Consider the following 23,239-nt stretch of genomic DNA (forward strand, 5'->3'; position numbering starts at 1 on the left):
TTTATTTCTCACTTGAATATGCTCCTAAGTGGAGAAAAGGTATTATGTTGTTTCTTTACAGTTTCATCTGTCATTTGTATATATTTTCTCACCATTGACATATCAGAGTGACCTAAAATTTTTTGTAAACTGAAAGGGTCACCACCATTAAGCACATAAAACAATGCCCCTGTGTGCCTAAATGTATGTGGAGAAACTCTTTTATTTGTCAGCCCTGCTGCTTCTCCTAAATCTCTAAATCTCCATCTAATGGTGTTGTCAGCAAGTTGTTCTCCCTCATAGGTAACTAATAGCCACTCAGAATAAAAATCTTCAGTTTCATCCATATACTCTTTTAGTATCTTTACTGTTCTAGTAGAAAGGGGAACTTTTCTAGCTCTTTTAGTTTTTGTTTCATGTGGTTCCAACTTTATTGACCCTTCTTTTAAGTCAACATTTTCCCTTCTTAGTTGTATCAATTCAGAACATCTAATCATTGTATCTAAAAGAATAAATATCATAACTTTGTCCCTGAAGCCAGTATAGTTAGTTTCATCAATAGCATTTAAAAGCATTTTTATATCTTTAGGAGTAAAGGATTCTAATGTATCCTCTTTAGTCTTTAAAGGCTTGAATCTTTCATGAATAGGGTACTCTATATAGTTTTCGAGATAGCAGTACCTTAAAAAAGCTCTGGTTGTTCTAATTCTTACATTGGCAGTTACAGGTGATAGTCCCTTTTCATTTATCATAAAATCTATATAATCCCTAAAGACTTCAAGTGTTATTTCATCCTTCTCTAAGTCACTTTCCAAAAAGTCAATTAGATAATTAAAGTGAGTATAATAATCATTAATTGTTTTTTTAGCCAAACCCTCTGTTTTCTTAAATGACATAAACCTATCAAACATCTCACTGAAAGTATAATCAATAGGTTTGTTGTAATTTCTTGGCCTGCCTTTGCCTGCCCCTTCTCTTTTAAGTTTTCTTTGCACAATTTTGGACATAATAAAAACCCTCCTCAAATAAGTAGGTGGGTTAAAAAGGAATTATACAAAATATAAGATTATGTACCACTAGGTTTTACCTAAAGGTCTCAATAGGTCTTGATATTTTTGACTCTGAGACCTAGTGGGAATTATTCTAATACAATGGCTTTAAATCAACATTTTAGGCTTGTTAGACGGCACGCGCCTCCCAAGCGGTTTTGAAGACCTAGGCAAGCACCAGCTCAACAATCAGCCCCAAATGAGGATATATATCATTTATAACACGAATGAAAAAATTTGTACAAATGTTTTCATTCTCTGTGGCAAACGTTTTGATTTTCTCTAGCCTAATAGGCTGTATATTTGTAATTTTTACAAGATTTAAACTTTCAAGAAATTAGAAAAATCTTCTTTACCAGTCTATTCTGGCCGTGATAAGATACTTTTTGCCGGCTTATCATAAAGAGGAAGCGATTTCTTATATGTGTTGCTTACCTTTTATACTTGAACATATTGATCGATACAGAGAGGGGAAACAAGTATGAAAAAAGTATGGGTTTTAGGTCTGGGTTTAACGTTAGCATTAGCTGGGTGTTCAGATACAGGTTCTGATGAGGCTAAAAAAGAAGACACATCAAAAGCATCTGAAGAAACTACGAATGTTGCTGGAGAGTTAATGGATTTTTATTTAAATTTAACAACAACTGTAAATGGTGTAGATATTGATCTTAATGGATTCGAAGAAGCGATGGCAGGGGAAGAGCCTCCAGCAGGGGAAGAACTTGCTGAAATGAAAGAAGCTGCCTCTGCATCTGCCACGGAATCAGCTAAAGTTGTAGAGGGAATGGAAATTCCTGAAGGTCTTGGAGAACAAAAGGAAGACGTAGAATCATTCAAGTCCACTTTGGCAGAATCCTATAATATGAAAGCTGAAGCTCTATCTAAAGAAGGCGAAGCAGATTTAACCGCTGCCAATGAAAAATTGAACGAAGCAGAAAATCAGATCAAAGAAATTCTTGAGGAAGCCGGACTAGTGAGTTCAAGCTTAATCAGTGACATTAACGGATAATATGAAAAAACGGATCCAATGCCGATTGGATCCGTTTTTTAATCGGTACGTATCCTTTTTCCTGTGAATCTACTATATACAAAGTGAGAGGAGGGAGGAAGGATGGAAGCCATTATTTCTTTCGTGTCTGAAGTGGGATTCCCGATTGTAGTCACGATGTATCTTCTTTATCGTATTGAGACGAAACTCGATGCCGTGATTACTTCGATACAAACACTGCCACAGCACTTAAAAGAATAATCGTAAAGGAGATCCCATAATCAAAGGATCTCCTTTATAGTTAACGGAATAAGGATCCGGGTGGAACGGATGTTCTTTTAAATGGCATTTCCTTTCACCTATGAGAGATTAGTTTGGTATAATTTAAGGAGATACTTTTTGAACGGAAAGGAGAAATGGAGCATGAAATTCATACATACCGCTGATTGGCATTTAGGTAAATTGGTTCATGGTATATTCATGACCGAAGAACAAAAATACATATTGGAGCAATTTATTGAAGTGGTGAAGGAAGAAGAGCCTGATGCTGTCATTATAGCAGGAGATCTTTATGATCGGTCTGTTCCTCCCACTGAAGCGGTAGAGTTGTTGGACGATGTCTTATATAGAATCAATGTGGAATTGAAGACGCCCATCGTAGCCGTCACAGGAAACCACGATAGTGCAGAACGATTATCTTTTGGTACATCATGGTACAAGCATAGTCAATTACACTTAAAAGGGAAACTGACCAATGATTTTACTCCAATTACCATTAAAGGAGTGCAATTTCACTGCGTCCCTTATGCTGAACCGGGAAGTGTGAGACAAATTCTCGAAGACGAATCGATTCATTCCCATCACACTGCCATGGAAGCCATTGTCAAGAGAATCGAAGAGAATATGAATCAAGAAGGACCTCATGTATTTGTAGGCCATGCATTTGTGACAGGAGGTAAAACGACGGATTCAGAGCGAACGCTATCGGTAGGGGGGGCTGGTTGTGTCGGTGCAGAGGTGTTCCGTTCCTTTCATTACACGGCCCTTGGTCATCTGCATAGTCCTGATGCCATTAAGCATGAAACGATAAGGTACTCAGGATCTCTATTAAAATATTCATTCTCGGAAGCAAGACAGCGGAAGTCTGTCACGATTGTCGAAATAGAAGGAGACGGTTCATTCCATTTGCGGGAAAGAGTACTTCAGCCGAAGCAAGATATGAGAGAATTGCAGGGACGAATGGAGGAACTTCTGGATCCCGGATTCTATGGATCACAGAAAGTGGATGATTATTTAAAGATCACATTACAAGATGAAGGGACGTTGATCGATCCCATCAATCAATTGCGGCAAGTTTATCCTAACGTCCTTCATTTAGAGAGGAAGCTCGATGTCACTGATGCGAAAAAGAAAAATTCTTTTAAAGTACTAGAGAATAAAAAACGGTCTGAACTGGAATTATTTAAAGAATTTTACACGGATATGACTACGGGTGACTGGAATGAAGGAAAGGAAGAAACTCTTCTGAATGTTATAGAGCAAGCCAGGAAGGAGGTAGAACAAGCATGAAGCCCCTTCAATTAATGATGCAGGCATTCGGTCCCTATGCACGAAGAGAGGTCATCGATTTCCGTTCCCTTGGTAACAGGACAATGTTCGTGATATCGGGGAAGACAGGATCCGGGAAGACGACCATCTTTGATGGATTATCCTACGCAATTTATGGAAAAGCAAGTGGTGAAGATCGCAGTCCCTCTGAATTGAGAAGCCAATTTGCCAGTAATGAAGATTTAACGGAAGTAGAGCTTATCTTCAGTTTAAGAGGAAGGTCCTATCGTATTTGGCGTTCTCCTCAACAGGACAAGAAGAAAGCAAGGGGAGAAGGTTTCACGACCATCAATGCCCGTTCTGAACTATATGTTTACGATGATGAGGGCAAGGAACAGCTGCTCGCGGCAAATGTCCGGGATGTTGACGAGAAGATCAGAGGGTTGATACAACTCGATGCCAATCAATTCAGACAGATTCTGATGATCCCTCAAGGAGAGTTTCGGAAACTCTTAACGTCAGATAGTAAAGATAAAGAGCTCATCCTGCAGCGCCTATTCCATACAGAGCTATATAAGACGATCCAGGAGAAACTGAAATCTGAGGCTGACGATTTGAGAAAGACAGTTGAAACTTCTATAGATGAACGGACACGGGAATTACTTAGGGTTCATTTTGAAGAAAATGAACAGCTTGAAACATTATTATCGGAAACTCCGTTAAATGAACACCATATCCTTCAAATTCTCCCTATTCATATCGAAAGCATGGAGAATAGAGTAAAGGAAATGCAGCTGAAATATGAAGGGGTGCAGGAGAAAAGGGATGCTCTTCATAAGGAGCTCCAGGAGGCAAGGGGATTAGTGGAACAATATGCCCTTCAAGAAAAGCTCAATGCCCGGAAACAATCCCTTATAGAAACAAAGCCTGAAATTGAAAGAATTGAACAGGAGATTCTATTGGCGCAGCGCGCCTCCCATTTAGTCCCAAAGGATGAGTATTGTCATAGACTGAGTAAAAACTTGAACGAACTAAAAAAGCAATTCACACAACTTTCGGAGGAAAAGAAAGCAATTTCCCATAAGCTCGTGATAGCCCAAAAAGCATTAAAGCAAGAATCAGACAACGAAAACCTGAGGGAAGCTGTGTCGAGAAAAGTTGCTCAACTTGAAGAATTGGAAAAAGACATTGATTCCTTGGAAGGAATGACGAAAGAAACCGAAGAATTAAAAGCGAGATACGAGAAACAGCAAGAGGTCGTTAATAAACAGACAGAGCAAATCACATTCTTACAGGAAGGTATAAATGCACGGGAAAAAAGACTGGAAGAATGGGAAAATAGCCAGACAGAATGGTTTCAGTTGGAGACTTCCCTTCAGGAAAACCTATCATTGCTAGAGCAACTGAATGACATTGAGAAAATGAATAGCAAGCTTCAAAAAATCCAAAAAGAGGAGCAGAGTTTAAAGGTACAGCATAGTCATCTTAAAAAGCAATTGGATGATGCTGCTCTAACCATGGCACATATAGAAGGAAAATGGCATTCAGCTCAGGCTGCATATCTGGCGAAAGGACTTACAGATTCAGAGCCATGCCCTGTCTGCGGCTCTCTGCATCACCCCTATCCTGCAGATGAAGTCGATGCTTTACCTTCTCAGGAAGATTTGAAGGCAGCTAAAGAAAGGCTTGAAGAGCTGAACCAAGAAGAAAAAAGAATAAGTCTTTTGATCGTTCAGGAAGAAATGAAAATAAGAGGCATTCAGGATCAAATAGAAGTGATCGTTCAAAAGATAAAAAAGAAGAAAGTGAACTTTAAAGAGGCCGATGCAGCGGATTCTATTACCGAACTGACATCAGAGATTGAAGCATTGGAACGTACGATAACGAAAAAGAAACAAATCGTTGAACAATCAAGAGTGATGAAAGAAGAAGTAAGAAAAGGAAAGGAAAAGTTGGAAGAGCTTGAAGAAGCTAAGCATTCTAATCACGAAGTGCTTCAGGAGCTGAACACGTTGTTTCTGACGAAAGCAACAACTCTTGAAAAAGTGAAGGAAGCTATTCCATTTGAGTTAAGGTCAAAAGTTCAATTTAATAAAGCTTTAAATGAGCAAAAGCAAAAGAGAGAAGAATTGAAAGCGGCATTTGAACTGGCACAGAAGCGATACTATGAACTAGAGAACTCTTTCAGCGTAAAAGAGTCTCAGGTTATGGATAAGGAAAACCAAATTGAAAAAGCAAATGCAGAAATGAAAACAGAACGTGAAGCATTTTTGGCCCTTCTAACAGAACAAGGCTTTTCTCATTATCAATCATTTCAAGATGCTAAGAAGTCTGAAGCAGATATTCTTACACTACAGGATAAAGTGAAGAGATATGGTGAAGAATGGCGGTCGGTTTCGGATCGTTTGGAAGACATCGATAAGCTTCTGAAAGATAAAGACAAGCCGGATATTATAAGCATTGAAAGAAGAATTTCCCATGTAACGGAAGAAATGAGTCTTGTGAATGATGAACTTAATAAGATCAAGACAAATACAAATGAGAATAAGCGGATTCTTTCAAGAGTCACCACCATCAATGATGGAATAAAACATATGGAGTCCAAGTATCAAATGGTAGGACATCTTGCTGAGGTGGCAAGGGGACAGAATGCAAATCGCATCACCTTTGAAAGATACGTCCTTGCATCATTCCTTGAAGACATACTGAAGGTGGCAAATGAAAGATTAATCAAAATGACATCAGGTCGATATCAATTGATTCGTAAAACAGACCGGAGCAAAGGGAACGTGCAAAGTGGTTTAGAGCTGCTTGTTTTTGATCAGTACACAGGTCAGGAAAGACATGTTAAAACGTTATCCGGAGGGGAAAGTTTTAAAGCATCATTAGCATTGGCATTAGGACTTGCTGATGTGGTACAGCAATATGCAGGCGGGGTATCACTGGAAACGATGTTCATAGATGAGGGGTTCGGAACGTTGGATCCTGAATCCCTGGACCATGCAATTGAGGCACTCATGGATATCCAAAGCAGCGGACGGTTAGTAGGCTTGATTTCTCATGTTCCAGAGCTCAAGGAAAGAATCGATGCACGTCTTGAAGTCATATCCTCGCAAAATGGCAGTAGGACGGAATTTCAGTTTTTAGTATAAATAGGCAGAAAGGGGTCCAGGACAAGTTCCTGGGCCTTTTCTAGTTCTTATAACAAAGCAGGATTAAATAAATTCTTCCTAGTGGGTTTCCAAAGACAAGGAGGAGGACATAAATAGAAATATACTTTTATCTATGTCTGGAGATCAATCAAATGAAGAACATTCGTCACATCTTACTTCCTAGACAACTCCTATTATTATTGATCCTTTCAACCGGGTTGTTGAATCATGTCATGCTTATCCCGAGCATTCTGAGAGCAGCGGGAAGAGATAGTTGGATCAGCATCCTTGCTTCCTATCCCATCCTGCTCATCATGACTTTTTTAGTCTATTACATCGTAAAAAATTCTCCTAAAGAGGGATTCTTTTATTTACTGAATCAAAAATGGCCGAAGTGGATCGTGTTTCTATTTTCTCTTCCCCTTTGTTTATTTTTGTTAACCAGTGCATATATCACCTTTGATGACTTAATACTATGGCTAAGTGCATACTTCCTTGCAGATGTGCCTTCCTTTATTGTGATAGGATCCATCTTCATTATCTGCTTTCTGATCACATGGGCGGGTGTTAAACATATGGCGATAGCGAGTGGAATCCTATTGCCACTGGTGATGATCTTTGGTTTCTTCATTGCTTTTACCAATACGAATATGAAAGAGCCCAGTTTACTTTTCCCAATTTTCAGCGACGGATATGTTCCTGTTACGAAGGGGATGATTTATGTATTATGCGGGTTACTTGAACTCTATCTGATTGTGCTGTTGCAGCCTTATACGGAAGACAAAATAAAATTTCATCATTTAATCGTGCTGGGTCTCATTTTCATGGGTCTGATGTTTGGTCCATTGACGGCATCGATTATGGAATTCGGTCATGTAGAGGCCGCTTACATGAGGTATCCTGCTTACGAACAGTGGAGGATCCTGGCAATCGGAGAATTCATCACTCACCTGGATTTTTTCGCCCTTTATCAATGGTTGTGCGGAGCGCTGATAAGAATCAGTTTATTTATGTTCTTTTTAGCCGGTTTTTTCTATAAAAAGAAAGCCCAATATCGCATTCCAATAAAAGTGCTGATTCCCCTGTACATTCTCTTATTTGTGATGGTACTTTTCCCGGTCGATACCCACTCGTTTTATAATTATTTATTCGAACTATATTTTCCGGTAACGGTTGTGCTTTTCATGGTGCAAATCGTCGTGTCTGCCATATTACTTCGATTCATAAAGTAAAGGATGTTTCCTATGAAGAAGGTCTTTCAAGAAAAACAAACGACGGAAGAGAAACTGGATGTTCTGTCTCAGCTGAAAGAGCAATTCTTATACAGTCAAGATCTGATCATGAAACAACATTTCTTTAAAGAACAAGAGGTGACGATTGTTTATTTTGAGAGCCTGGTAGATCGTCAATACCTTGACCAATATATCTTTCCCAAACTGGAAGTGGGCCAGGGAGAATCTTATTTGGAAAAGCTGGTGAGAACGTTTCAAGCGGAAGTACTCCCAGACGATAACCTTGATAAGGTTTCCGCTTCACTATTTACAGGCTACGCGGTATTCTTCATTGATGAGAAAATCGTCTCGATTTATGCTGGAGACCTCCCCCTAAGGCAGCCAGAAGAGTCTTCCTTGGAAACATCCATCCGTGGTCCAAAAGATGGATTCGTCGAGGATTTATACACCAATATATCATTAATTAGAAGAAGACTGTTCACTCCTTCCCTTTGTGTGGAAAAATATGTGATAGGGAAAAGATGTAACACAGAGATGGCCATCATGTATTTAAGTGATGTCATTGATAAAGAGGTTCTAAAAGAATTACATACAAGGCTGGATAAACTCGATATCGATGTGATAACGGGCAACAAACAGGTAGAGTCCCTTCTAGAAGATAATCCTTATTCGATTTTTACCAGCTTTAATTATACAGGGAGGCCGGATTTTATTGTCGATACATTAAATCAAGGGAGATTTGCCCTTATTGTCGATGGGTTTCCAACTGTATCGATAGCACCCGTGAATTTATTACTTCAAACCAAATCACCTGAAGATGCCAGTATTAATTATGTTTATGTATCCTTTGAAAGGATCATCAGGATGGTCGGTATTATGATCTCTGCATTTCTGCCAGGATTATGGGTGGCTTTCTCGGCTTATAATATTGAGCAAATACCCTATTTACTCGTAGCAACGGTATCTATGTCGCGATTCGGGCTGCCCCTTTCAGCTCCCTTGGAAATGTTCATTGTCCTTTTTTTATTTGAATTCTTTAATGAAGCGGGTGTCCGTCTTCCGAGAGCAATCGGTCAAACCGTATCCGTTCTCGGGGGACTGATCGTAGGGGATGCAGCGATACGGGCAGGATTAACATCACCGACGATGCTCGTCATGGGGGCTATCACCTATATTTCATCCTTTACCCTCGTGAATCAAAGCCTGAAGTACGGGACGACCATTTTAAGGTTTGTCGTTTTATTCGTCAGTACATTTTTCGGCCTCTTTGGAGTGATCATGATGTTCATATTAACCGTTATATATCTTTCTACACTATCCTCATTTGGTGTGCCCTATTTAGGTACAGTTGCTCCTATCAGCTGGAATGAGACGATTCGGTCATTCTTCAGGCTCCCGATCCAATTCTACAAACAACGTAACAACTCAACGAATCCGGAAGACCAATCAAGGAAAGGATCCGTTCATCGTGTACAACAAAAAAAGTAAGTACATCATCTTAATGTTCATTTCTGTTCTCTTTTTATCTGGGTGTACAGGCTCAAAGAACATCCAGGACTTAACATATATCGTCTCCATAGGGCTTGATTATGACAAATCGAAAGATGAGTATACGGCCTATCTCCAAGGGTTGAATTTTGCAAATGTAGCCAAACAAGAAGGGACGAGACCAATTGAACCTATTCCGACGTTTGTAGGGTCGGCATCAGGGAAAACATTAAATATGGCCGTAAGTAATTTGTATAAACTTACGAGACCTCCTCTGTTCTTTGGGCATACTAAAGCACTTGTTTTATCAAGAGATCTATTAGAGAATAAATTTAAAGAAGTATTGGAAGATGTAGGAAGGAACCGTTCTTTAAGGCCAAGTCTTGAATTGTTCACAACCGATATGAATATGGAAGAGGTCTTCAGTGCCAAAGGGCTGTTCGATTATCCACCTGTATATACGGTCCTTCTTACAGAAGAGAAGGTAGAAAGTCTGCAGGATGAAATTGAAACCATGAGCCTTATGCACTTTCTGAGAGAATATTATGAACCGATGGGAACAGCTTTCATACCGAACATCAGAATTGATCAAGATTCATGGAAAAGCGGGGACAAGCTCCCCCTGCTTTATTTGGATGGATACAATGTATTTCAGGATGCTCAATTAATGGGACATATTTCTTCAGAAGACTCCATTTTAGTTGATTGGTTAATGAAGGATCATAGTACGCTAAATTATTCTCTGTTTAAAGAAGAGGATTTACTTTCGACTTTTAAGTTATCTTCCAAAAAGCCGAAAGTGAAATATTCTAAGGAAGACTCTGGATTTCCAAAGTTCTCGTTAGAAGTCAATGTGGAAGCTGAATTATTAGAGAAGATAAATGATGTACCGTACGAAGAATTACAATCAACCTTAGAAGATTCTATTGAAAAAAGGGTAGAGACCGTCTATAATCGGGGTCTCGAAAATCAAATGGACCTATATGATGTGGGAGTGAAATGGTTTAGATCCCATCCTAAAGAATTTAAAAAGCTTAAAGAAGATAAATCGTTTTACCTCACAGACAACTCTTTAGACAAAGTAAAGGTGAACGTCAACATCAAACACTTTAATGCTTATCGATATGAAAAAAGACAATAGTGAATAGAGAATGGTATCTTGCGTATGAAAAGCTCATTCAGTGTTTTGTTCATTTTACCCTGCATACGAGTGAGTAGTGATAAAGAAAGGAGTGTTTCCATATGAATATCAGCATCTATATCCTCTTATTGTTGCTATCGGCTGTTGTGGCAATCGGATGGAGCTGGAAGAGGCTATTGGATTTTAACACCTATAAAAAACCTTTTATTGAAGGAGTAGCCGTGCAATTTTCATTTCTATTCATCGCATCTGTATGGTGGATCATAACAGAAGATAGATCGGATGGAGTCATGGGTGTTTTTTACTACTTTTTAGCCTTTATTACCATCATGGTTATTCATGGATATATCCTTCACTATCTATTCTCTAAGAAGAAAATGCAGGAACGGGAGGAATGAGACGGGACTTTCTTTAGAGGAAGGGTTCAGCTTTCACAAAATTGACAATGTATCTTTTCTGTACCAATTGTTTTTTAATCCTTTTTTTACTAACATAGAATGGGAGAGAAAGACAAAGTCGGAGGAGATATAGGTGTCTAAAACCAAAACGTTCATTCTGGTGATAAGCATCATCGGTTTTCTCCTTGCAGGTTGCAGTAATAGTAACTTTCAAGCAGAAACAAATTATGAAGTGAAAGATTTCAATTATACGAACCAAAATGGTAAAGAAGTCAGTCTAAAGGATCTAAAAGGAAAGGTTTGGATAGCGGATTTCATTTTTACCAATTGTGAAACGGTTTGTCCCCCTATGACATTCAACTTGACAAAGCTTCAAGAGAAGTTGAACGAAGAAGGTGTCGAGGATTATAAGATCGTTTCATTCAGTGTAGATCCTGAAAATGATACACCAGAAGCATTAAAGGAGTATATTGCTAATTTTGATGCGGACACAAGCAAATGGGATCTACTGACAGGCTATGAATTTGACGAGGTAAAAGACCTTGCAGAACATTCCTTTCGTTCCATAGTCGCGGACGACCCCAATTCCGATCAGATGATTCACGGTACAAGTTTTTATTTGGTCAATCAGGAAGGAATAGTCGTGAAAACGTATAGTGGCAATAGTGACGTCCCATACGATGAGATGGTACAAGATATGAAAACGTTAATAAAAGAAGGAACGTAACAGTCCCAGTTTTAAGGAGAATCACTTCATATCAGGTGATTCTCCTTTTTTATGTTTCGCTCCTTTCGCAACAATTGTTGCTTTTAGCATCAGCACGTATGTACTTACGCTGGAGTCTACGCTCATCTTTGAAACTTTTATAGCGAAGGGGCTGAATGTGTCAATGAACAATAAAGCAACATCTTTGTTCCTTAATAGGAAATCATCCTTTTAATACATTTTAATGTAGTTGTTTCTACCATTATTTAAATACATGCTTAGAACGTTGTTTTGGAGCATCCTGCAGCGGAAATCAACTTCAACTTTCTTCTTTAGGATAGCAACAATGATTACGAAAAGCATGATGGTTTAATTTTTCCAAATACAAGGGAATAGGATTATAATAAAAAAAGCATCGGTGATGAAACAATGAATATACGGATTGTTTCTGAAGATGATCATTCGTTCAAATGGGCCTTTTTTAGGAGAGTGTTAAATGGTAAGAAATAGACCCCATGGAACGTCTAAGAGAAGGTATGATAAAGTGAGAGAGTCACAACTATATTATTGGGCAGCAGGTGAAGAAACATTCGAAATTCTAAAGGAATACTGATTTTTGATCTGTGTATCACCATATTTATATTGATATGGGTGGTTAAATCTTTTGCTGATGGGGATGTGTGGAAGGGAAGTTTATTCGCCGCTTGTTTCGCGATCATGGCAGGCGTCATATTATTTCGGTTCAATAAGAAAAGATAGGAGAAGGTGAGAGATTGGAGAAAAATTATTACACGATTGGAATGGCCGGTCACATCGATCACGGAAAAACAACCCTTACAAAGGCCCTTACTTCGGTGGACACAGATCGTTTAAAGGCAGAAAAAGAGCGAAGCATCTCCATTGAACCTGGGTTTGCCCCGTTGTATCATGATGATGAAATGGAGATTTCCGTAGTGGATGTGCCGGGTCATGAAAGGTTTATCCGGCAAATGATCGCAGGTGTGGCAGGAATCGATTTCGTCGTTTTAGTCGTAGCGGCAGATGAAGGGGTTATGCCACAAACAAAGGAGCATCTGGATATACTTGCCCTATTAGGTGTAACGGAGGGCATGGTCGTACTGTCGAAGAGTTCGAGAGTAGACAAAGAACTTAGAGACATGGCGCGTGAAGAGGTGCTCCAGGAGTTGGAGGGAACGGTATTCGAGGATTCCGATGTTCTGCTTGTGGATAGTATAACCGGTGAGGGGATCCAAGAATTAAGGCAGAAACTCATTGTGGCATTGAAGGATACGGCCCCAAGGAGAATTAGAGGAGATTTCCGTTTACCGATTGATCAGGTATTCACGATAAAGGGGCAGGGTACCGTTGTAAGAGGCACTGTCTTTGAGGGAAGCTTGAACACCGGAGAGGAAATAACCATATTGCCTCAACGTATACATACAAGAGCAAAGCAAATCCAAAGCCATAATAGGAAAGAATTCAGTGCGTTTGCCGGTCAACGTGCAGCCATTAACCTTTCAAGAGTGGATTACAAAGAGCTCAAGCGGGGGAATGTACTTGTATCGTCTACTCATTTTAGTGTAACGGATACGATTGATGTGAATCTCGTTGTTTTAGATGGACTGGTCCATCCACTAAAACAAAGGATGCCTGTTGTAGTTCATACCGGGACTTCTGAAGTGATGGGAAGGCTTATATTTTTTGACCGGAATACATTGACAAATAAAACGGATCCTATTTTATGTCAAATCCGTCTGGATGAGTCCGTTGTTGCTAAAAGAGGGGATCGGTTTATCATAAGAAGACCATCCCCAACGGAAACGATCGGGGGAGGTTGGATCATTCATCCCAATGGGGGGAAATACAAATTCGGGGAAGAAACCATCGCTTTCTTGCAGGCAGAAAAGAAAGGCACCCCTAAAGAAAGACTGCTCAGGCTGCTTGAACAATACAAGTGTGTCGAAGACTCCATGATATTAAACGATCTTTCTATCTCACATGAAGACCTGGATGAACTGTTGAATGGTGATTTAAAGTGGATTAAACTACCTCAGTCTAAAATTACCCATATGAACATAGTGGAAGAATGCATGAACGACATGGAGAAAGCTCTTCGCAGGTTCCATGGTGAATACCCCTTACTAAAAGGGATGAATAGTGGAGAATTGAAGCAAACGTTTAGAACGTATACAAGTGAGCTAGCCGATTATGTTATTGAACTTAAATCTTGGAAACAAGACGGTGGGTTGCTCTCCTTAGAGGGCTTCATTCCCCATCTCCCTCCTGAATGGGAAAAACGGTGCCAGCAGGTCCTGACATTCCTACAGTCTGACGGAACAAAGGTAAAGTCCATGAACGACTACTTTCAACAAGCGGGGATCCCGGAAAGATGGAGGTCTGATTTCTACCATTTCTTTATTCAGGAAAAGAAAATCGTACCCCTGGATGATGAAAAATCTTATTCCTATCAAGTATTTATGGAAGCAGTAGCTAACCTGAAAGAAAACACAGGAAAAAAATTTGATCTTTCAGAAGCAAAGGAAATATTGGGAGTATCCAGAAAATATATGATCCCGTTTTTAGAGAGATTGGATAAGGATGGACTGACATTAAGGATGGACGATCAGCGAAAATGGATTGAAGAAGGATTTAAAGGGTGAGGAATTAGTGAAGACAGTGATGTATACATTAGTCATGGTACAACAGGGGAATGACGTACTTTTGCTGGATAGACCGCAATCGAAACAATACCCAGGTTATATCGCACCTGGAGGGAAAATTGATTTCCCTGAAAGTCCCCTAGACGGAGCAATACGTGAAGTAAGGGAAGAAACGGGTTTACATGTGGAAAAAATAAGGTATAAAGGGTTAGATGAATATGTGGTCCCGGAGGAAGGTTTTCGATATATGGTGTACAATTTCCTTGCTTATGAAACATCCGGTGATCTCCTTGAACACCCACCTGAAGGCAGTCTTGTATGGGTCCCAAAAACAGAAGCTCTGAAATTACCGATGCAGCCATTCTTTAAACGCAAATTTCCATTGTTTTTTGAGGAAGGGACATTTGAAATTCACACTTCTTGGAATGGGAAAGATAAAGATTCAGCGGATGTGACCATCAGGATATTGTCATAAGTCCACTACTGAACACATATATCATGATAAACAAACCGGAGGAAAGTGTTGTAGCATAAAAGAAAGTAGGATACGAAATCATGAAAGAATTATGGAGCGCATTTGGTTGGGTACTTCCCATTATTGTGGTCGTGACGGTGTCCCTTATCTTTGCAGTCTCCTTTTGGAAGAAAAGAAAAGGGAAGGGCAGATGGATGAATTTACTGCCCGTCTTGTTTACATGCATAACCATCACAGCGATTTGTTTGATTACCCTCACCCCATTGACAGGTGGGAACGTATCAGAAGGGTCTGTGAATTTAGATCCATTCTCCAATCTTAAGTTAAATTTAATTTATCGCATTCATTTAGATGTGCCTATTCGAAATTTGCTGGCCAATATACTCTTATTTATTCCTCTCACCTTTTTCATTGCCTGGTGGATGAGGCATTCGAAACAGATTGTATTAATGGTTACATTTATAGGCGCACTCTTTTCCTTTGGTATTGAGCTTGCACAATATTATCTTCCTTTGGGAAGAGCAACGGATATTGATGATTGGATCATGAATACCCTTGGTTCATTTATAGGTGGATTCATATTTGTATGCGTACGTATCATTTATAACCTTATAAGAGTCAACAAGAGGAAAAAATGAGAGCATTAACGCCAAGTTAATGCTCTTTTTGTTTTCTTAGAAATGTATAGTCCTGCTCCTTAAACAAAAGCTACTATTAAATAGAAAGGCGGTGAGTTTCCTTGGTGAAAAAAGGGTTAATCGGGCTTCTGCTTCTGGCTGCAAGCATCGTGGTTTTGTTCATGATCATGCATTGGGATGTCAGGCAAGGAGTGAAGAATTACACAAGAACTCACCCCATTACAGAAACCATTACCAGTAAAGCTTCTATCAGCGTTTACAATACTGGGGAAAGTGTATATGAAGTCTTATTTGAAGATATAAGGAGAGCTGAATCCTTTGTATGGATACATTTTTTCATCATCAGGGACGATGAGGTTTCCAACCGTTTTTTTGATTTGTTAATAGAGAAAGCTCAAGAAGGTGTGGATGTCCGCTTGTCCGCTGACTTGTTAGGCTCAGATATTAAGAAGAAGACTGTAAAGCGCATGGAAGAAGGAGGGGTTAACATAGTAAAAAGCAGACCCCTCTCCCTGAAGAACCTGTTTTATTCTGTTCACCACCGGAATCATCGGAGACTCATCTCCATTGATGGAAATACAGCCTATATGGGAGGTTTTAATATGGGGGATGAGTATCTTGGCAAAGATCCGGAATTAGGATATTGGAGGGATTATCATATCCGGTTGGAGGGAGATGCAGCCAAAGATGTGGCTTTGCAATTCAAAAGGGACTGGCTTGAAGATGGAGGCAATCGAAAGGGAATCCATACTCCTTATGTTCCAATAGAGGAAAGAGGGGAAAGTAATGTGCACTTCATATTTTCAACAGGAGACAGCCTCGTGAATAAAACAATCGAATGGATCGATGGGGCTCAAGAGAGTCTGACCATTACCACCCCCTATTTCATTCCCAATGCTCCGTTGATTGCAGCGTTAAAGAAGGCAGTGAATAGAGGAGTTGAAGTGAAGATACTCGTTCCGGATGATACTGATGCATGGTTCACTAAACCTCCAAGTTATCAAATTGAAAAAAGTTTGTTAGAGAGCGGGATCGATCTTTATTTATATGAAAAAGGCTTCTTCCATGGAAAAGTCATGGTCATCGATCATAAATGGGCAGACATCGGTACTGCGAATTGGGATCCGCGAAGCTTTTATTTAAATGATGAAAGCAACTGCATCATTCGAGATGAGAAAATTGCCCGGGAGTTGGAATCACTCATTCATAACGATATTCATGATAGTGAAAAACTAACGATGAATGCTTTCAATAAATTGCCTGCATGGGAAAAAGCGTTAAGGAAAACTCCTCGATGGGTTTATTACTATTTTTAAGGATAAATAATTTTTTTGAATAAGAAATTATGGTAAAGTATGAACATATCTTAAAAATGAACACACCTTACTGGAGAAAGGGATTGTCCATGAGCGAGCTCTTATTTGTATCGTTGTTTATTCTTTCGTTATTGGCTTTTAAGTTTATTAACGTGTTAAAGAAGAAGCATGTGTCAAGGTCTCACAGGTCTGTAGCAGTGAGTATTGTCATCTTTTCTGTTATCGGCATGATGTTGACGGTCCTATTCTATCTTCCTGATGCATCTTAAACTGATTGAAGGAGTTCACACACGGGAGAAGCGTTCTCGTGTTTTTTTTGTGGGAAAGAAAACAGATTTCCTAAAAGTCCGAAGGGCAAACGAATGATAAGGACAGGATCTCCAATATGAATTTGATATGATTAGGGAAGGTCCACTTTGTAAATATAAATGTAAGTAAGGCATTAAAGGAGAATATATATGAAAGCTGCAATGATTTTTGATATGGATGGAACGTTGTTTCAAACGAACCAAATTCTTGAAGAGTCCCTCCAGGATACCTTTCAACTATTGAGAGATAAAGGGATGTGGAATGGAGAAACGCCTGTCGAGGCATACAGGGCTATCATGGGTGTGCCTCTTTACGTTGTGTGGGAAACCCTCATCCCTCATCATCCTGTCCATGTACATACTGAAGTAAATGATCTATTTCAAACATTACTGATTGAAAATATTTATAGGGGCAAAGGGAAATTATACCCCCATACTGTAGAAATATTAACTTATCTTTCCGAAAGAGGCTTCCGTATCTTCGTAGCCAGCAATGGATACCCTCATTATCTTAAGGCAATAGTTGAGTATTATCAATTGGATCAGTGGATTGAAAACTGTTACAGCATCCAGGAAATCAAATCAAATGATAAAGGGAAGTTGATTCAAAGGATCAAAGAAGAACATGATCTTTCCTACGGTGTCGTGATTGGTGATAGACTGTCAGACTTCGAAGGGGCAAGGGCGAATGATTTACTGTCAATCGGCTGCGCCTTTGACTTTTCGCAGGAAATCGAGTTACGTGAAGCTGATATTGTGGTTGAGGACCTGATGGAAATTAAGGAATATCTGGAGGAAATGAACGAACGGAGGGATTCAGGTGGAAAATGAGCAACTGGCCATCTTTGATGACAGCGGAAAAAGATGCGGAGTGGCGACGAGATCTGAAGTCCATGCTAAAGGCTTTTGGCATGAAACGTTTCACTGCTGGATTGCCCATCATGACGGTGATCAGGGTGATGTGTATCTATACTTTCAATTAAGAAGTAATCACAAGAAGGATTACGGGGGATTACTTGATATAACCGCAGCCGGGCATATCTTATCCCATGAGACAATAGAGGATGGTATTAGAGAAATTCATGAAGAGCTAGGTGTCATGATCAAGATGAATGAACTGGAGCCATTGGGCATTTTGAAAGGAGAATTAATTCAAGGGGACTTCATTGATAGGGAATTAACCCATGTGTTCCTCTATTCCAAGCCTGTTGCCTGCGACGTTTTCCGACTTCAACCAGAAGAAGTGGCCGGTATATATCGTTCGACACTTCAAGACTTTAAAGCACTTGTACAATGTGAGAAAACGGAAATTGAGGTAGAGGGTTTTATCGTCGAAGAAGGAGAACAAAAATATTCCTCGAAATCAGTTAGTTATCTGGATTTTGTTCCACATAAAAGATCGTATTTGAGTGAAATCATTGACAGCATTTCGTCATGCCTGAAAGAAGTGCAGGGAACAATACATTCTACCCATGGTCAAAGAAGGTCATAAAAGCTATCATAGTAATCTACAGCATAATGTGAAAGGGAAGTAGGAGGTCACAATTGAACGGCACAGCACATATGGCAATCGGAGCAGCAACAGGTTTCATAGTCGCCAACTCATATGGATCAGGACCCGGTACGACTGTAGTACTTGTTGCAATCGGCGGGTTATCAGGACTCATGCCTGATCTGGATATTGACGGGAAGCTTAGTAATAAGGTTACTTTCTCAGCGAAAATGATTAGGGCTGTGGCACAAATGATAGGATTCTTAATGATATTATACAGCTATCTAGAAGGAATCGGGGAGGATAGATGGTTTGGTATTGCATACGGTGTTGGTATGATCATTCTCTCCGGATTCATCACCCAAAGAAGGATGTTGATGATTACTGGGATAGGAGTGTCGGCATGTGGATGGCAGTTAAATGAGACTTGGCTATGGATGTTGGGGATCTACCTATTCACAGCTTCATTCGTTTCTCATCGATCTTATACCCATTCCTTCCTAGGTGTCCTTTTTTATGGAATGATTGCTCACCATTTAGAGTCATCCATCATGTTGGATGGAGTATTTGAAGCTTGTGTCATCGGTTATACGAGTCACCTGATCGCAGACATGAAAGTTTTACCATTCAATAAAAGAGGCATAAAGCTCCTTCTGCCATTTTCATCCAGAGAAATATAAATATGTGATATCCACTTGACCAATTTTTTCAAGTGCATTAAAATAATGGAAATGCTTTATCATAATCACATGCGATGAAAAAGAAGAGTAGGCGGACGAAACATTTCAGAGAGCTGATGGTTGGTGTAAATCAGCATGCAGAGACCGTTGAATGGGCTTTTGAGCATCCTGGCTAAAATGAGTAGGTCGAGGCGGAAGGTCTCTCCGATAAAGGGGGCGGTGTATGGAAGGCGATTTCTATACATATGAGTGCGCTTATACTACGATGTAAGCGAATAAAGGTGGCACCACGGGTTTCTCGTCCTTTTTAGGGGACGGGAAGCCCTTTTTGTGTTTATTTTTTATCATTTCGAGTGAGGTGAAGGGGTATGGGTAAAACAGTTCTGACGGGTATAAAACCTACTGGACAGATCCACTTGGGGAATTATATTGGAGCGATTAAACCTGCATTGCGTTTGGCAGAGAATGAATCATACCAGAAGGCATACTTTGTTGCAGACTATCATGGTCTTACCAAAATACACGATCAAAATCAATTGAAGGAACTTTCATACGGAGTCGCTGCAGCCTGGTTGGCTCTCGGCCTCGACCCTGATCGGGCAATCTTTTATCGTCAATCCGACATTCCTGAAATTTTTGAGTTAAGCTGGATTCTTTCCTGTTTTGCACCCAAGGGATTGATGAATCGTGCTCACGCTTACAAATCCCTTGCAGAGGGAAATCAACGTAGTGGAAAAGATGTAGATGCAGGAATCAACATGGGATTATTCACGTACCCCATATTAATGGCCGCTGATATTCTCCTCTTTCAATCAGAGTTGGTGCCTGTGGGGAAAGACCAGATACAACATGTTGAAATCGCACGTGACCTGGCTGAAAGCTTCAACAAACAATATGGAAAAATATTTACGATCCCAGAATATATCATTCAGGAAGAAACATCCGTTATACCTGGACTCGACGGACGTAAAATGAGCAAAAGCTATAATAATACGATTCCTTTGTTCGAGGAACCAAAAAAGCTTCAAAAACTGATCAATAAGATCAAGACTGATTCCATGCCGGCTGAAGAGCCTAAGGACCCTGACTCATCCGTCATTTTTGCCCTTTACAAAGAATTTGCCACCATCGAACAAACTGTAGAGATGAGAAGGAGATTTGAACAAGGGATAGGCTGGGGGGAAGCGAAGAAAGAGCTATTTGGAGTAATGAATTCCTTTATTGCAGAACCTCGCTTGAAATATGATGAACTGATAGCCAATCCCCGGAAGCTTGATGCTATCCTATACGATGGAGCAAAGAAAGCCAGAAAAAAAACGATTCCCTTTTTGAAAGAAATTAAAGAAAAAATCGGGATTTATCAGTAACTTAGAACCTGCTGGTGTGACCGATCATTATCATATATTTTCAGATAATTCATAATTCTCATTGACAATTAACATTCTTTGTTATAAGTTATGGGAAAGTTATTTTTCACACAATCATATAGTTTCTTATCAAGAGAGGTAGAGGGACTGGCCCGACGACACCTCAGCAACCAGCCGCAGTATCAGGTATGGTGCTAATTCCAGCAAGTTGATGTCAACTTGAACGATAAGAGGGAAAACGAATGTACAAAACCTTCTTATTTTTTAAGAAGGTTTTTTGTTTTTTTCTTTTCGATTTCAAGGAAGAAAAGGAGAGAAGAAAGTTGAAAAATCATATTGATACGTTACTGGTCCAGGCAGGAAACCGAAAAGATCCCGGTACGGGTGCCGTAAGCCTGCCTATTCATTTAACCACTGCCTATGCACATAAGGGGATCGGGGAATCGACAGGCTATGATTATTCAAGAACGGGTAATCCGACCCGTACTACATTAGAAGAAACTCTTGCAGAATTGGAGGAGGGGGAGAGGGGATTTGCCTTTAGTTCGGGGATGGCGGCCATCCAGGCCGTTTTGAACCTATTTGTGAGCGGGGATGAATTGATTGTGTCGAAAGATTTATACGGTGGCAGCTACCGATTATTCGTTCAGTATGAAGCACAATATGGGATCAAATGTCACTTTATTGATACAAGTGACATGGGGGCAATAAAGGGAAAGATATCTGCCGAGACCAGAGCCATTTTCCTTGAATCTCCTACCAATCCGTTAATGAATGAGGCGAGTATCTCAGAAGTAGCCGACATAGCAAAAGAAAGGGGGCTGCTTCTCATTGTCGACAATACCTTTTACACACCTGTGCTGCAGAAACCCATTACCAATGGGGCGGATATGGTGATTCACAGCGCTACGAAATATTTAGGGGGACACAATGATGTATTGGCTGGCATTGTGGTCGTAAATACAACAGATCTTGGTGAAAAGCTCTATACTATCCAAAACTCTATAGGTGCGGTGCTTGCCCCATTCGATTGTTGGCTCTTATTAAGGGGAATGAAAACCCTGAGTCTTCGCATGGCTCAGCATGAAAAAAATGCAAAGAGACTGGCAAAGTACCTTGAAGAGCATGAATGTGTAACGGATGTTTTATATCCAGGAAAGGGAGGAATGCTTTCTTTTCGTATTGCAAAAGAAGAATGGGTTGCCCCCTTCCTGAAACACTTGAAGGTCATTACATTTGCAGAAAGCCTGGGTGGAGTAGAAAGCTTCATCACTTATCCTGCTACGCAAACACATGCTGACATTCCTGAGGAAGAAAGAAAAAAGATAGGGATATGCAACAGACTCCTGCGATTTTCGGTGGGAATCGAATATATAGATGACCTTATTGAAGACTTGGAGAATGTGTTTCATCAATTGGAGAAAGAGGTGCTTACGTATGAGTAAAAAACCATTTTCACTTCAGACGTCACTCATTCATTCTCACGGGGTTGACAAAGAAACCGGTGCTGTTTCTACGCCGCTTCATCATGCTACCACCTTCCATCAACAGAATTTCGATCAGTATGGAACATATGATTACAGCCGTTCAGGTAATCCGACGCGGGAAACTGTAGAAGAAACGATTGCAGAATTAGAAGGAGGAATAAAAGGATTTGCCTTTTCATCGGGAATGGCAGCCATCTCAACAAGCTTTTTATTATTATCAAGCGGAGATCATGTTCTCGTATCTGAAGAAGTGTACGGCGGAACTTACAGAATGATTACAGAGGTACTTACCAAGTTTGGTATTGAATATTCATTTGTAAACATGAAGGACCTCCATGAGGTGGCTTGTGCAATAAAGCACAATACGAAAGTGATTTATATGGAAACTCCCTCAAACCCGCTTTTGAATATTACGGATATTGAAGGAGTGGTGAAGCTTGCCAAAGCGAATGGATGTTTAACATTTCTAGATAATACCTTTATGACCCCCCTTCTTCAAAGACCGATCAGTTTAGGGGTAGATGTTGTTCTTCACAGTGCGACGAAGTTTCTTGCCGGTCATAGTGACGTATTAGCAGGCCTTGCCGTAACGGGGAATATAGAGGTTGCAAACAAGCTTTCTTTCTTGCAAAACTCTTTCGGTGCAGTCCTCGGTGTCCAGGACTGCTGGCTGCTTCTGAGAGGTTTGAAAACACTGCATGTACGATTGAAGGAGTCATCAGAATCAGCTTTTAAAATAGCAAACTTCCTTGAGAAAAGAAAGGAAGTGGAAGAGGTGTATTACCCGGGCCTGAGTTTTCATCCTGGCCGCGAAATTCAAATACGACAAGCAGAAGGCCCTGGAGCCGTTCTTTCCTTCAGGTTAAAGGGGGAGAATGAGGTGAAGCAGTTCATTCAAAATGTCACCATTCCTGTCTTCGCAGTGAGCCTTGGGGCAGTAGAGTCGATTCTTTCCTATCCATCCAGAATGTCACATGCTTCCATGCCAAAAGACGAAAGAGAGCGAAGGGGGATTACAGATGGTTTACTACGATTATCTGTTGGACTTGAACACGTGGATGAACTCATAAAGGATCTTCAAAACGGGCTGGACAGTATAAAGGAAAACAAAGGGATTAGTGTGATAAATCTATAA

21 protein-coding genes, 1 riboswitch and 1 other annotated feature are annotated in these 23,239 nt (G+C 40.1%); of the genes, 20 read left to right on the forward strand and 1 reads right to left on the reverse strand.

The annotated features are described in order from the left end of the window. Positions 1-8: 8 nt before the first annotated feature. Positions 9-986, reverse strand: coding sequence for a tyrosine-type recombinase/integrase (locus LS684_RS21315; protein WP_233811827.1), 978 nt, complete (start codon positions 984-986; stop codon positions 9-11). A gap of 523 nt (positions 987-1,509) precedes the next feature. Between LS684_RS21315 and LS684_RS21320 the strand changes: the two genes are divergently transcribed. From LS684_RS21320 to metC, 20 genes are all read left to right on the forward strand, one after another. Beyond that, the gene (locus tag LS684_RS21320) at positions 1,510-2,037 is read left to right on the forward strand and encodes a lipoprotein (RefSeq protein WP_233811828.1); all 528 of its coding nucleotides are present in this window, start codon (positions 1,510-1,512) and stop codon (positions 2,035-2,037) included. A gap of 102 nt (positions 2,038-2,139) precedes the next feature. Then, on the forward strand, positions 2,140-2,277 hold the full coding sequence (locus LS684_RS21325) for a YvrJ family protein (RefSeq protein ID WP_169215875.1): 138 nt from the start codon (positions 2,140-2,142) through the stop codon (positions 2,275-2,277). 162 nt (positions 2,278-2,439) lie between these two features. Further along, positions 2,440-3,585 carry an exonuclease SbcCD subunit D gene (locus LS684_RS21330; RefSeq protein WP_233811829.1) on the forward strand — a complete coding sequence of 382 codons (1,146 nt, stop codon included), beginning with the start codon at positions 2,440-2,442 and terminating at the stop codon, positions 3,583-3,585. Next, positions 3,582-6,716 (forward strand): AAA family ATPase, encoded by a 3,135-nt coding sequence (locus LS684_RS21335; RefSeq protein ID WP_233811830.1) that lies wholly within the window; start codon positions 3,582-3,584, stop codon positions 6,714-6,716. Before LS684_RS21330 ends, LS684_RS21335 begins: the two co-directional genes overlap by 4 nt. 152 nt (positions 6,717-6,868) lie before the next feature. Continuing rightward, on the forward strand, positions 6,869-7,948 hold the full coding sequence (locus LS684_RS21340; protein ID WP_233811831.1) for an endospore germination permease: 1,080 nt from the start codon (positions 6,869-6,871) through the stop codon (positions 7,946-7,948). Between the two features lie 12 nt (positions 7,949-7,960). Further along, the gene (locus LS684_RS21345; protein WP_233811832.1) at positions 7,961-9,436 is read left to right on the forward strand and encodes a spore germination protein; all 1,476 of its coding nucleotides are present in this window, start codon (positions 7,961-7,963) and stop codon (positions 9,434-9,436) included. After that, positions 9,417-10,577: a Ger(x)C family spore germination protein gene (locus tag LS684_RS21350; RefSeq protein ID WP_233811833.1), complete on the forward strand. Its 1,161-nt coding sequence runs from the start codon at positions 9,417-9,419 to the stop codon at positions 10,575-10,577. Before LS684_RS21345 ends, LS684_RS21350 begins: the two co-directional genes overlap by 20 nt. Before the next feature lie 101 nt (positions 10,578-10,678). Further along, a complete protein-coding gene (locus LS684_RS21355) occupies positions 10,679-10,975 on the forward strand; it encodes a hypothetical protein (protein WP_169215870.1) in 297 nt (98 codons plus the stop codon). A gap of 133 nt (positions 10,976-11,108) precedes the next feature. Beyond that, entirely contained in the window at positions 11,109-11,702 is a 594-nt protein-coding gene (locus LS684_RS21360; protein ID WP_169215869.1) for an SCO family protein, read from the forward strand. Between the two features lie 752 nt (positions 11,703-12,454). Further along, positions 12,455-14,341 (forward strand): selenocysteine-specific translation elongation factor, encoded by a 1,887-nt coding sequence (gene selB / locus LS684_RS21365; RefSeq protein WP_267930442.1) that lies wholly within the window; start codon positions 12,455-12,457, stop codon positions 14,339-14,341. 19 nt (positions 14,342-14,360) lie between these two features. Then, the gene (locus tag LS684_RS21370; protein WP_169216263.1) at positions 14,361-14,816 is read left to right on the forward strand and encodes an NUDIX domain-containing protein; all 456 of its coding nucleotides are present in this window, start codon (positions 14,361-14,363) and stop codon (positions 14,814-14,816) included. Between the two features lie 80 nt (positions 14,817-14,896). Beyond that, a complete protein-coding gene (locus LS684_RS21375; protein WP_169215867.1) occupies positions 14,897-15,454 on the forward strand; it encodes a VanZ family protein in 558 nt (185 codons plus the stop codon). A 104-nt stretch (positions 15,455-15,558) separates the two neighbouring features. After that, the gene (cls, locus tag LS684_RS21380) at positions 15,559-16,770 is read left to right on the forward strand and encodes a cardiolipin synthase (protein WP_225003082.1); all 1,212 of its coding nucleotides are present in this window, start codon (positions 15,559-15,561) and stop codon (positions 16,768-16,770) included. Between the two features lie 29 nt (positions 16,771-16,799). Then, positions 16,800-17,039, forward strand: coding sequence for a hypothetical protein (locus tag LS684_RS21385; RefSeq protein WP_169215865.1), 240 nt, complete (start codon positions 16,800-16,802; stop codon positions 17,037-17,039). A 189-nt stretch (positions 17,040-17,228) separates the two neighbouring features. Next, the gene (locus tag LS684_RS21390; protein ID WP_233811834.1) at positions 17,229-17,909 is read left to right on the forward strand and encodes an HAD family hydrolase; all 681 of its coding nucleotides are present in this window, start codon (positions 17,229-17,231) and stop codon (positions 17,907-17,909) included. Continuing rightward, positions 17,899-18,570, forward strand: a complete 672-nt coding sequence (locus LS684_RS21395) for an NUDIX hydrolase (RefSeq protein ID WP_233811835.1) — start codon at positions 17,899-17,901, stop codon at positions 18,568-18,570. The genes LS684_RS21390 and LS684_RS21395 overlap by 11 nt, the downstream gene beginning before the upstream one ends. Positions 18,571-18,623: 53 nt before the next feature. Next, a complete protein-coding gene (locus tag LS684_RS21400) occupies positions 18,624-19,250 on the forward strand; it encodes a metal-dependent hydrolase (protein WP_233811836.1) in 627 nt (208 codons plus the stop codon). Positions 19,251-19,315: 65 nt separating this feature from the next. Then, positions 19,316-19,559, forward strand: a binding site (T-box leader). A 59-nt stretch (positions 19,560-19,618) separates the two neighbouring features. Next, positions 19,619-20,617, forward strand: coding sequence for a tryptophan--tRNA ligase (locus LS684_RS21405; protein ID WP_233811837.1), 999 nt, complete (start codon positions 19,619-19,621; stop codon positions 20,615-20,617). A 123-nt stretch (positions 20,618-20,740) separates the two neighbouring features. Further along, positions 20,741-20,850, forward strand: a riboswitch (SAM riboswitch). Positions 20,851-20,940: 90 nt separating this feature from the next. After that, entirely contained in the window at positions 20,941-22,062 is a 1,122-nt protein-coding gene (locus LS684_RS21410; protein WP_233811838.1) for a methionine biosynthesis PLP-dependent protein, read from the forward strand. Then, the gene (metC, locus tag LS684_RS21415; RefSeq protein ID WP_233811839.1) at positions 22,055-23,239 is read left to right on the forward strand and encodes a cystathionine beta-lyase; all 1,185 of its coding nucleotides are present in this window, start codon (positions 22,055-22,057) and stop codon (positions 23,237-23,239) included. Before LS684_RS21410 ends, metC begins: the two co-directional genes overlap by 8 nt.

The organism is Cytobacillus spongiae, assembly GCF_021390075.1.